Origin of the sequence: Dactylosporangium sp. CS-047395 (genome assembly GCF_050942185.1) — a bacterium.
GTDB lineage: Bacteria > Actinomycetota > Actinomycetes > Mycobacteriales > Micromonosporaceae > Dactylosporangium.
Genome location: NZ_CP192015.1, coordinates 5,265,616 through 5,277,345, shown reverse-complemented (window position 1 = coordinate 5,277,345; position 11,730 = coordinate 5,265,616). Strand labels below are relative to the sequence as shown.

The 11,730-nt window shown below is 69.0% G+C and carries 7 protein-coding genes; 3 read left to right on the top strand and 4 right to left on the bottom strand.

The window, feature by feature from the left end:
• Positions 1-43 precede the first annotated feature (43 nt).
• Positions 44-955: a septum formation family protein gene (locus tag ACQP00_RS24900; RefSeq protein ID WP_433222971.1), complete on the top strand. Its 912-nt coding sequence runs from the start codon at positions 44-46 to the stop codon at positions 953-955.
• A 15-nt stretch (positions 956-970) separates the two neighbouring features.
• Here ACQP00_RS24900 and ACQP00_RS24895 read toward each other — a convergent pair whose 3' ends face one another.
• On the bottom strand, positions 971-1,807 hold the full coding sequence (locus tag ACQP00_RS24895) for an alpha/beta fold hydrolase (RefSeq protein ID WP_433222969.1): 837 nt from the start codon (positions 1,805-1,807) through the stop codon (positions 971-973).
• 36 nt (positions 1,808-1,843) lie between these two features.
• Complete coding sequence (locus ACQP00_RS24890; protein ID WP_433222967.1) at positions 1,844-2,455, bottom strand: class I SAM-dependent methyltransferase; 612 nt, start codon at positions 2,453-2,455, stop codon at positions 1,844-1,846.
• Positions 2,456-2,495: 40 nt separating this feature from the next.
• Here ACQP00_RS24890 and ACQP00_RS24885 point away from each other — a divergent pair, with 40 nt between their 5' ends.
• Both ACQP00_RS24885 and ACQP00_RS24880 read left to right on the top strand, forming a co-directional pair.
• Positions 2,496-3,464 (top strand): NAD(P)/FAD-dependent oxidoreductase, encoded by a 969-nt coding sequence (locus tag ACQP00_RS24885; protein ID WP_433222965.1) that lies wholly within the window; start codon positions 2,496-2,498, stop codon positions 3,462-3,464.
• Positions 3,465-3,474: 10 nt separating this feature from the next.
• Positions 3,475-3,942, top strand: a complete 468-nt coding sequence (locus tag ACQP00_RS24880) for an SAM-dependent methyltransferase (protein ID WP_433222963.1) — start codon at positions 3,475-3,477, stop codon at positions 3,940-3,942.
• Here ACQP00_RS24880 and ACQP00_RS24875 read toward each other — a convergent pair.
• Both ACQP00_RS24875 and ACQP00_RS24870 read right to left on the bottom strand, forming a co-directional pair.
• Positions 3,908-4,516 (bottom strand): hypothetical protein, encoded by a 609-nt coding sequence (locus ACQP00_RS24875; protein ID WP_433222961.1) that lies wholly within the window; start codon positions 4,514-4,516, stop codon positions 3,908-3,910. The genes ACQP00_RS24880 and ACQP00_RS24875 overlap by 35 nt on opposite strands.
• A 41-nt stretch (positions 4,517-4,557) precedes the next feature.
• Positions 4,558-11,523, bottom strand: coding sequence for a ricin-type beta-trefoil lectin domain protein (locus ACQP00_RS24870; protein WP_433222959.1), 6,966 nt, complete (start codon positions 11,521-11,523; stop codon positions 4,558-4,560).
• Positions 11,524-11,730: the final 207 nt, after the last annotated feature.

The window sequence follows — 11,730 nt, the reverse complement described above, 5'->3', positions numbered from 1 at the left end:
CTTCTCCTGAGGGGCGGCCCCGTCCTCGTCTACAGTCATGATCATGCGCGGTATTTCGTCGCTGGCCGCCGCATTGGTATTGCTGGCCGCCTGCGCACCTGACGTCCCGGCGGCGTCACCGTCGCCGTCACCGTCACCGTCGCCCTCAAGTTCGGCCCCGCCGGCGCGCCCGGTCGTCGGGGGTTGCCTGAGCACGACCGGGCGGGTGCAGTACGGGGGAAAGGGCGACCCGATCGCGAGCCCGATCGACTGCGCCGAGCCCCACCAGCTCGAGGTGGTGAAAACGGCCGCTTTTCCGGCCGGGGCCGCCGTGCCGAGCTGGGGCAGTGCCGACCTGCGGGCCGCCTACGCCGACTGCGCCGCCGCGGCCTCGGCGTACGTGGGCATCGACTTTCACCTGGGCTGGCTGTTCGTGCACGTCGGCCGGCCGGACAGCACCGCCTGGGCCGCGGGCGACCATGCCTACGTGTGCGGCGTCGCCGAGACCGAGAGCACCAACTGGCTCGCCGTGGTGTTGCCGCGCAGCGGTTCGCTCAAGGGCGCCCGGGCCACTGGTTCCGGCCTGGTGTTCTCCCGCTGCGCCCAGGTGAGCGGCGACCAGCCCGACGCTGACGGCTTCTACCAGACCATCACCGGCGAATACCGCGTCGACTGCGCCACCGCCCACGACGCCGAACTGGCGGGCGTCATCGAGCTGCCGGACGGACCGTTCCCCGAGTGGCAGGCCCAGGCCGACTACGCGGAGCCCCGCTGCATCAAGGCGATCGCGGCCCGGCTGGGACTGTCCGAGTCCGCCTTTCTCAGACGTGGCGACATCGCGAGGTACACCACGACGCTGGACAACGAGCACCAGTGGTCCGCCGGCGATCGTGTGCTCCGCTGTTACGCCGTCGTCCCGTCCGACCACCTGTTCACCGGCACCCTGGAGGGCCTGGGCGCCAAGCCGCTGCCCTAACGCTGTTCGAGCGGGTCAGCGCTCCAGGAACTGCAGCAGTGCGGCGTTGAAGGCGTCGGCGTGGCTCACGTTGCAGCCGTGCGGGGCGCCCGGCAGGACGACGAGGTCGCTGCCCGGGATGGCGGCGTGCGTGCGCTTCCCCGAGCCTTCGAACGGTACCGTCGCGTCGCCGTCGCCGTGCAGGACCAGGGTCGGCACGGAAACCTTCGCGAGGTCCTCGCGGAAATCGGTGTTGCCGAATGCGGTCAGGCACTCCAGCGCCGGCACCTTGCCCGCCTGCCCGGTCAGCGCGAGGGCCTCCTGCCGCTGCTGCTCCGACACCTTCAACTGCCCGCCGACGGAGAAGAACTCGGTGATGAAACCGTCGTAGAACTTGTCCTGATTGGCGGTCAGCGATGCGGTCATCTTCGCCGCCTCGCCGGGCTGCAGCGGCCCGTCGGGATTGTCCGGCGTCTTCATCATGTACGGGGTGACGGCCGCCGCGAACACCGCGCTGCGCACCCGTTCGGGGCCGTAGTTCGCGAGGTACCGGGCCACTTCGCCGCCGCCCATCGAGAAGCCGACGAGGGTCGCGTCGCGCACGTTCAGCTCGACCAGGACCTTGTGCAGGTCTTCGGCGAGGGAGTCGTAGGAGTACCCGGTGAGCGGCTTGTCGCTGCGCCCGAACCCCCGCCGATCGTAGGTGATAGGCCGGTACCCGGCCTGCCGCAACGCGGGAATCTGCGCCGCCCACGACGCCCCCGACAGCGGCCAGCCGTGGATGAGCACAACGGGCCGCCCGATACCGCCGTAGTCGTCGGCGTGCAACTTGACGTCCTTGAGCAGCCCGTGGTGCGCGGTGATCTCCGTCATCACCCCCGAATTCCCCGGCACGGTCGGCTCACACAATTACCCCTTGCGCGCGTGCAGCCGCTCGATGGTCCCCAGCTTGAGCCGCTCGGCCTCGACGACCTCGAATCCCGCGCCCCGCACCAACGGCAGCTGCCGCCGCGTGAAGTGCTCCCCCGCCGCCCGGATCGTGAACCGTTCGAGCACCCACTGCCCGGCCCGGACCGGCGGCCACGAGCTGCCGATGTGGTCGAGCAGCAACAACCGCCCACCGGGCACCAGCACCCGGCGCATCTCCCGGATCGCCACGGCGGGCCGCGGAATGGTGCACAGCGAAAGCGCACACACCACGGTGTCGAACTGTTCGGTACCGAACGGCAGCGCTTCAGCATTCCCCAGCACCAGCCGCGCCCCGGTCCCCCGCCGCCGCGCAATGTCGAGCATCGCTGGACTGAGCTCGACTCCGGTGACGTTCCTCGTGTCGGCATAGCACGGCAGATTGAGCCCCGTTCCCACGGCGACTTCGAGAATCCGGCCTTGCGCCCGCGCGGTGAGCCATTGACGTCCACCGCCGAACCAGATGCGTTCGAGCAGCGCGATCTGCCGGTCGTACGTCGGCGCCTGGGTGTTCCACGCCCGCAGCACCTTCGCGGTTTCCTCGTCCTCCCCCACACCAGAACTCTACGGCGCGGCGGCGGGCAGAATGGGTCCCATGTCGGACCGCAGCATCACCGTCGTCGGGGCCGGCATTGTGGGCGCCTCGATCGCCTATCACGCCGCGCGGGCCGGCGCTGCCGTGACCCTCGTCGATGCCGGGCGGCCGGGGGGCGGCGTGACGGCGAACTCGTTCGCGTGGATCGGCGCGTCCGGCGTCCACCGCGGCCCGGCCGCCGCGCTGCGGTCGAGGGCCATCGACGAGTACCACCGCTTGGAGGGCGAGCTGCCGGACCTTCCGGTCACCTGGTCCGGCTCGCTGACCTGGGGCCTGACCGACGCCGCGCCGGAAGCGGGGCCGGGCCAAGAACTGGTCGACGCGGCCGCCGTGGCGCGGCTCGAACCCAACGTGCGCCGGCCTCCGGAGTGGGCGATCTGGGTCCCCGGTGACGGCGCCGTCGACCCGGTCGGCGTCACCGGACGGCTGGTCGAGGGCGCCCGCGCCCACGGCGCTGAAGTGCACTCGAACATGCCGGTGACCGCGGTCCCCCGCGACGGCACGGTCGTCGTCCTCGCGGCCGGCGTGGCCACGGCCGCCCTCGCCGCGCCGCTGGGTGTGCACGTCCCGGTCGGCCCCTCACCGGCGACGCTCACACGGTTCAGCGCCCCGGAAGGCCTGGTCAACACCGTTGTCAACACCGCGGACTTCGACCTCCGCCAGGTCGCCCCGGACCGGCTCGTCGCCGCCGCCGACTCGCCGGAACGGACCCTGGCCGCCATCCGGTCCACGTTTCGCGGCGCGGAAACCGTCGACCTGCTCGGCAGCCGGACCGCCGCCCGCCCGATGCCGGTCGACGGCGAGCCGATCGTCGGGCCCGTCGCCGGGGTGCCCGGCCTCTACGTGGCGGTGCTGCACTCCGCGATCACGCTCGCCCCCGCCGTGGGGCGCCTCGTCGCGCGCGAACTGCTCGACGGCACCGCCGAGCCGTTGCTCGCGGGGTGCCGCCTCGACCGTTTCGGCGGCTAGCCTCGCAGGCATGGCGAGCTTCGAGATCACCCCCATCGGTACCGTCCACAATGGCCGCACGGACATCCAGCACACCGACAACTGGGGAGCCGTCCGCAGCACCATCGTCGTCGACGAGCGCTTCGGCGACGCGTGCCTGCAGGGCCTCGAGGACTTCTCGCACGTCGAGGTCCTGTTCGTCTTCGACCGGTTCGAAGACGGGGGCGACTACCGCGAGCCCCGCCCGTACCGCGGCCGCGAAGACCTCCCGCCCGTCGGCATCTTCGCCGGCCGCGGACCCCGCCGCCCGAACCGCATCGGCGTCACGTGCTGCGCCATCGAGTCGGTACGCGGCCGCGAGCTGACCGTGCTCGGCCTGGACGCGGTCGCGGGTACCCCGGTCATCGATCTCAAGCCGGCGATGACCGAGTTCCTGCCGTCGAACGTCAAGCAGCCGCACTGGGTCAGCGAGGTGATGGCGCAGTACTTCCAGCCGTGATGTCCTCGATCAGCCGCACCGCGGTGCGCGCCGCATCGCCGGCGACCGGCCGGCCGAAGCGGTATTCGGTGCGGAACAGCCGCGTTCCCTTCCGTGCCCCGAAGTGCACCGCGGTGACGGCGTCCGCGGCGCCGTCCTCCCGCGAGCACGATCCGTCCGCCGACCGGGTCGCCGGCCGGACCACGGCTCCCGCGAGGACGTCCCGGCAGTAGCTGTCGAGCTCACGCGACGCGCGCGTCTCCGCCGGGTCGAGTCCGGCACCCACCTCGAGCACCACTTCGACGTCGATCCGCAGGGAACCGGCGCTCGAATCGACGGCACAGTGGCCGCTGTTGCCCTTCGGATGCCCCGACAGATCCAGTTCCGACGAGCGGCCGGTCGGGTCGGGCACCGCACGGTCGAGCAGGGTGCCGTCGAAGAGCGAACAGACGTCGGCGGTACCCAGCACGGGGCGTTCGGGCATCGCCGCCGGTCGTTCCGCGATCCGGTCGATTTCCCAGTACACACCGATACCGCAGAGGATTGCCACGGCGCCCGACACCGCCAGCACAGCCAACAGTCGCTGCCGCTTCATGACATGACCATACCAATCCACATTCTACAAATGCCGCGCTGTTACGGGACCCTCATTTGCTGCACGAACATGTCGCTTTCGCCGGCGAAGGCGTAGTCACGCGCGAGGCCGTACTCGTGCAATGCCGTGAACGGGGCCACGTTGTAAGGACCGGCACCCGGAATGTTGAACGAGTCACCCGGATCAAAATTCCAGGACTTATAGACACTGACCGTGTAGGTCGCATTGACCACGCGGTTTCCTTGCGCATCGAAGCCGACCGACATGTAGCCAGCCACCCTGAACATCACGTGCCCTACCGCGTAGTGGTTGTCGGCATCCTTCAGATCGACCGAGTGCCACAGAGTGTCACCCCAGACGACACACTGGGATTCGCCTCCACAACTCTGCACCACCAGATCGCGGAGTTCCTGGAGCTGGCCGGCGACAGCCGGCGCCAATGCCTCGTCCGCCAGCAACAACTTCATGTACCGGCCCGCGTCGAACGTCGTGCCACTGCGATCGAGCCAGTGTCCCCAAGTGGCGCACGTCAGGAAGAGACCGGCCGCACAGGCGAGGTCCTTCAGCGCCGTGGCCTTGTCCAGGGCACGCTTGTTCGCCTTTTCCTGTTCCTTGTCCGCCTTCTTGGAGTTGAACGGCGCGCTCCCGTTGTTGTCCGCCGGCGAGCTGGTACCGCCCTTGGTCTGGACCTGCCGCTTCGGGGTCGGTGGCTGCGCCGGGAGTAGCGACGTGCCCGGCCACTTCTCGTCCGGTTCGTGGCGCGTCCCAGTCGGGTCGCTGGCACTTACCGGATTGTTCGCGGAGTACGAGTACCCGTTCATCTGTCCGGCGTCGTGCACATCGGTCACCGGGTCGTCGGAGATGAAGCGGCCCGCGGACGGTTCGTATTCCCGGGCACCGAGGTGCGTGAACCCGGTGTTGTCCTGCGTGCCGTTCAGGAACCCGCGCGATGAAGGCCACGCGACGCCGCCGACCGCTCGAGGATTGCCGAACGGATCCAGCCGCCGACGCGTCGCGGCAAGCGTGTCCGCCTTGATGGCCAGCTGGCCGGTGCCGTGCGTGTCGCTCATGAGCCAGGTCACCCCGTTCGACGCCGTCCGTACCGCGACGTCGCCGTAGTAGCGCGTGCCGGTCGTGACCCCGCCCTGGCGGCGCAGGTCGAGGCCCGGCAGGTACACGGTCACGCCCTGCGGGTCGGTGCCCAGGAGCCGGGCACCATCAGCGTCGTACACATAGCCGGTCGTCCCCGAGGCGTCGCTGACACTCTCGAGGTGCTTCTCGCGATCCCAGACCATGGACTGGTTCTGGCCGGCGGCGAGACCACGGCTGCTGGTGCTGCCGCTGTCGTCGTACGTGTAGCTGTCAGTGCCCGCGCCCACCCCGGCGATGTCGACCCGCGTGACGGCATGGGGCCGGACGCTCGATGAACCCGACGCCGGGTAGACGTACGTCCGGGTGGTGTTCCCGCCCGGGCCGTGCTTGATCTCCGTCGCCCGGTTTCCAGTGCTGAGGTCGTACTGCAGGCTGGTCCAGTAGGAGTCCTGACCGCCGAGCGACGCGCCCGGCGTGGTGGGGCACGCCGCCAGCGACGTGGTCCACGCCTCGGTCAGCTCCCGGAGGCCGTCGAACGCGAAGCATTCATTGGCGACGACGCTTCCACCGCTTGTCTCCTTGATCGCGGTGACGTTTCCCGCCTCGTCGAAGCTGTAACCCAGGTTCAGCCGCTCGTCCCACGTCGCCGTGTTCGACTGGTTGGTGCTCTCGGCCAGATAGTTCGTGAGCCGGCCGGTCCGCTCGTCGATCGTCCTGGTGCTGCGTGCCTGCTTGGTGCCGGTGCCGAGCACCTGCTGACGCACGGGTCCCAGACCGTAGTAGCTGGTGTCGGCGACGTAGGTGTCCAGGCCCGTCATCGACAACGTCCTGCCGCTCGCGTCGTACCCGACGGTGACCGTCTCCTGCGGCAGGCCACCGATCGCGGGGTACGCGGTGGACGCGAGTGACCCGTCCGCGTTGTAGGTGTATCCGACCGTGTAGGTGGTGGCCGGCAACGAGGCGGTGGCCGGAATCGTCGTCGTAGTGCTCACCGGGCGGCCGGCGGCGTCATAGCTGTCGATCGCCGTGGTGTAGGCCTGCGACCCGGCGAATCGCGTGGAACTCGTCAGGGCACCGATACGGACGGTGTCATAGTCCCATTGCGCACGCTTGACCCCACTGGTGCTGCCATCGAACACGGCCGTCTTCCTGTTGAGGTCGTCATAGGTATAGGCGAGCGTGACGCCGCGGTTGTCGGTCGAGGTGGTCCTGCGTCCGGCGGCATCATACCCATACTGCTCGGCACCGGTGTCCGGATCGGTCGTGGCGGTGACGCGCCCGAGCCGGTCGTAGGTCGTCGACCACTGATTGCCGGCCGGGTCGGCGACAGTCCTGAGCCGCCCGAGACGGTCGTACTCGTACGTCGTCGCCTGCGATGCGCCGCCGATGGACCCGGCGGTGTACTGCCGCAGTTCGATCACGTCCCCGGCCGCATTCGTGGTTCGCCGGACCGGGGTGTCCCCGGACGGCGGAACCACGGTGGTGCTGTTCCCGTCGTAGGCCGTGGTGGTCTTCCACTGCAGTGCATCCGCCGAGTACAGGCCGGCGACGGTCACACGTTCGCGGCTGTCGAACGAGTTTCGGGTCTGCTGCTGCACGTTGGCGTTGCTGAACCCGGCGAGCTGGCCGGTCGGAGCGGAACTCGAATCCCAGAAGGTACTCTGCTGCCAGGCCAAGCCGCGCGCGTCGAACTGGGTGTCGGTGACGAGGCGTCCGCCCTTGGCGACCGACGCGGGAGCCTGCGTCTGGCGCTTGCGGAGCCGGCCGTCATAGAGCTCGACGGTGACGATGCGGCCGCCGTTCGGCCCGAGTTCCGAGGTCGTCACCGCGTTGGCGGCGGCGTTGCTCAAGGCGTACGAGTACTCGTAGGTGGGCGTCAGATTAGTGGCACGGCCGGGCATCCAGACCTTGGTGCGTTGTCCGAGCGGGTCGTACTGCGCCGTCACGGTCTGGTTGTTCGGATCCCGGACCGCCGTGGCAACACCGTGACCTGGCTCGATGTCGATGACCTGTTGACGCAGCAGCGGATCGGTGATGGACGTCGAGGTGACCGGGCCGCCGCCGGGCGTGTAGCTCATCGTGGTCTTGTGGTCGAGGGCATCGAACGCGTCCAGAACCCGGCCGTACTGGTCGTAGGTGGCACGGCTCTGCTTGGTCCAGGTGATCGCGGTGCCGGACACCGTCGTCATGGCGTTGGTCTGCGTCGCGAGGCCCTGGATGGGCGGTGCGCCGACGGTGGTACTGCCGTCGTACAGCGTCTGGGTGCCCTTGAGGTAGTTGCCGTCGTGCGGCCCCGCGGCACAGTCGGTGATGACCGCCTGCGACGGGAGGTCGATCAGGTATGCCGTGGTGTTGCGGGCGTAGTCGGTGTGGGCGCAGGTGTCGTCGGCGGTGGTACTGATGTCGCCCGAGTTCTTGACGTCGGCGGGCAGGCCGTAGCTGTCGAAGGTGGTGTCGGTCTGGGTCCAGCGCCATGACGAGGTGGCGGCGATCCAGGTCGCGGTCTTCGTCTGGGCTTCGCGGGTGATCCAGGATTCGACGGTCGCGCCGGGCGTGGTGAACGCGGCGCGGGTGGCGGACTGGTTGAACCAGTAGCCGTGGACGCTGTAGTCGGCGACCGCACCGTTGTCGTAGGCGTAGCTGGAGCGGACCTGGCCCTTGAGCGGTAGGTAGTCGCGGCCGCGGCCGATCCAGCGCTGGCTTGTGTGGTCGGTGCAGGTGCGGATGGTGAGCGTCTGGCCGGCGATGGCGAGGTCGCCGGCGTCGAGGCAGAGGCCGGTGGCCGGGTTCTTCAGGGTGCCGTTGGCCTGCGGCTGCCACTGCTGGGCGGCGCCGGTGCCGCAGGTCCAGATCCGGACCGGGCTGCCGCTGGTGGTGCCGTTCGCGTCCAGGCACTTGCCGCCATACCCCCAGCTGGCCACGGTGCCGTTCGGCTGGAGCATCCAGGTCTGGTTCGGGTTGTGGTCCATCACGCCGCAGGTCTGGTTGACGACCGTGGAGCCGTCGGTGCTGCCGGACGCGCCGGCGCAGCGGACGTTCTGGCTCATCACCAGTTCGCCGCGGTTGGTTGGCATCCAGATCTGGTTCCAGGTGCCGGCGCAGTCCCACAGGTGCGCCACGCCGTTGTCACCGATGTTGTAACTGTCGATGTCCAGGCACCGGCCCGAGATCGGGTTCTTCAACGTGCCGTCGGGCTGGCGCAGCCACCGCTGGTTCGTCGCGTTCGTGCACGTCCACTGACGGATGCTGGCCCCGTTGGCGGTCCCGTACGCCTCGATGTCCAGGCACTTGCCGGTCGCGGTGTTCTTCAGCACCTGCACCCCGTCGGCGGGGATCTGCCGGGTCCACTGCTGACGCGGATCGCCGGTACAGGAGGTGGTCCGCAGCGGCGCGCCGTCGGCGGTGTTGGCGCCGGTGACTTCCAGGCACAGCCCGCCGGCGGTGTTCGTGCCGCCACCGGCCAGCCCGACCGCCATCTGCGCGCCCGCCTGCAGCGGCTCGACCGTGAACGCCGGCCGCTGACCGAACGCGACCGCCGTGTCCGTGCCGTTCTTCTTCGCATCACCGGACATGCCACGCTGGTAGATGGTCCTGGAGACGCTCTGCTGCCCGGCCACCGCGCCGTGGGTGACGGTCACGGTCGGATAGCCCCGCCAGTCCGCCCACGACGTCTGCGCCACATTCGCGACGTCGACGTCGTCATGCGCCCACAGCGACGTGTCACTCGAACCGTCCGCCGAATAGCTGTAGGAGGTCACCTCATCCGGGGAACCGCCGGTCAGGTCCTTCTCCGTGACCTTCCCGACCACGTACTTGTTGAAGTACATGAACGCGGCCGGCGCGCTCGGCGGCTTGACGTACTGCGGGAAACACCGGAACGGGTTGCTGTCACCGTTCATCTTCGACTGACCGTTGACGCAGTCGGAGTCCAGATAGTCGACGAGGGTCTCACCGCCGACGCCGTTGCTGACCTTGTCGACCCGCCAGTGGATGAACGGCGCCGTGCCGGCCGTGGGGCTCCAGTCGGTCCGGTTCGCCTTGTCGACGTAGCCGAACGTCACCTTCGGCTCGGCCTGCGTCGTCACGCCGTCCGCGGCGAACCCGGTGTGCGTCAGCCCCATGAGGGCCAGGTTCGGCGCCGTGTCATCGACGTGGTCGCCGTTGCTGTCCCCCGACGTCAGGAACGTCTGATCGAGGTCCCACTTGTCGACGTTGCGGTACACCGAACCCGTGTACACCTGCGTCCGCACCCCAGCCAGCCGGGAGTGGGTGAAATGGACCGGCGCCAGGACGTTCGAGCAGCTGCTCGCCGCACAGTACAGATCCGTCGGGGTGTCGGCGAAACCGCCGTGCCCCGACGACGGCGGCCAGCTGCACGGGTTCGGGGCGAAACACCGCTCCGCGTAGTCGAACACCACCCGCATCGGCGCCGCCGAACCGGCCTCCGAGCCCGACCGGGTGCCGTACTCGATCCGGTTCAGCGTCGCCGACAGGTCATAGGCCGCACCAGCCGGCCCGTACTTGCCGGTCAGCTTGTCGTAGAAGTACGTCATCGTGTTCCCGCGCGGGTCCACGACATAGTCGAGATTCCACCGGTACGCCTGCAGGCACCAGTTCGGATAGCACGGCTCACCCGCGTTGTTCCCGAACACCGGCTCGAACAACACCGACGCCGTATCCGGATTCACGTTGTCACTCGTGTACCGGCGGACCTTGCCGAAGAAGTACTGCGTCCCGTCCTGCGTCGTGACCTTCCAGTACTCCCCGTTCGGCGCGTTGTTGCTCGCCCCCGTCGGGTTCTCGATCTTCAACTTGTCGTCAGAACCGGCATACCAGCCGCTGCCGTTCCAGATCAGCTTCGTCGACTTGCCGCCGAACACCATCGTGATCGTGTTCTTGTCCACCCAGCACTGATCCGGGATGTTCAGTCCGTCGTCCGAGCAGGTGCGGTACGTCCGCTCGATGTAGCCGCCGCCAGCCAGGTCCCAGCCCTCGCCGACGACCGAGGACTGACCGGTCTTCGACGCCGTCTTGGCATCCACGCTGCCCGACGAGTAGCCCAACGCCAGCTGCGGCGCCGGACCGCCCAGCGACGCCGGCGCCTTCAACGGATAGTTGAGGGTGAAGTCACCACCGGACGTACCCGAGGCCCACGAGTACGCCATCGACAGGTCGGTCGCCTTCCAGTCCGCCTCCGGCGACGACCCGTCACCCGCGGACGCCAACGCCACCACCGACGACGAAGACGCAGCACCACCCACCGACACCGTCGACGCGGTCACCGTCCGGGCCACCGGATCGTTCACCGACTCCACCGGCGACTGCATCTGACAATCCTTCGCCGACGGCGTCGTCAGCACACAGTCCGGCAGCGACACCAACCGCAACCGCGACCCGTAGCTCGCCCCGTACCCCGCCGCGAACTTCGCGTAATCCACCGACAGACCAACACCGGCGCGACCCACGCGACCATCGGTACGCGACACCTGCAGCAGGACACCGCGCACCCCCGCCGCCGCGGCCACCGCGGGATCAACCACCGTCACCCGCACCGGCACCCGCTGCTGCGCCGACGCCGACAACTCCTTACGGGTCCGCGGCGCCGCATCCGCCGAAGCATCCCCAAGCGCCCGCACCGGCAACCCACCCGGCGCCACAGCCGACGTCGACGCATCGCTGTCCGCCGAACCCGCCGACGGCCACGACACCGGCGGCAACGCCTTCAACACACCATCGTCTGATGTGGACTTCGTCGGCGCCTTCACCGGCACCTTCGACACCGGCGTCGACTTGTCCGGCGCCGCGGCCGCCCTACCCGCACCAGGACTCGGCGCCGCCTTCGCGGGAATAGCGACCAGACTCGATGCCACCAACGCCACCGCCGTGGCCGTCGCCACGACGCCGAAGCGCCGCATCCGGACAGCACGCAGCCACTCGCGCCCAGGCACCATCGAAACCCCCGCGTAGGTCAATGCCAAAATGCAACGCGCACGCTACGGCCACACCGAATCGCATGGATAGACGTCAACGATGGAGATCACCTCGGGTGACAAGACGTCCGCGTTGCGGAAGGGCCGCATTCGGCATCGAAGCCGTTTCCGCGTGACCCAAATCACCGTCGA

Excerpts from the sequence above, each read along its gene's own strand:
- ACQP00_RS24870 (WP_433222959.1), bottom strand. The coding sequence starts at position 11,523 with ATGCGGCGCTTCGGCGTCGTGGCGACGGCCACGGCGGTGGCGTTGGTG.
- ACQP00_RS24885 (WP_433222965.1), top strand. The coding sequence starts at position 2,496 with ATGTCGGACCGCAGCATCACCGTCGTCGGGGCCGGCATTGTGGGCGCC.
- ACQP00_RS24880 (WP_433222963.1), top strand. The coding sequence starts at position 3,475 with ATGGCGAGCTTCGAGATCACCCCCATCGGTACCGTCCACAATGGCCGC.
- ACQP00_RS24900 (WP_433222971.1), top strand. The coding sequence starts at position 44 with ATGCGCGGTATTTCGTCGCTGGCCGCCGCATTGGTATTGCTGGCCGCC.
- ACQP00_RS24895 (WP_433222969.1), bottom strand. The coding sequence starts at position 1,807 with ATGACGGAGATCACCGCGCACCACGGGCTGCTCAAGGACGTCAAGTTG.
- ACQP00_RS24875 (WP_433222961.1), bottom strand. The coding sequence starts at position 4,516 with ATGAAGCGGCAGCGACTGTTGGCTGTGCTGGCGGTGTCGGGCGCCGTG.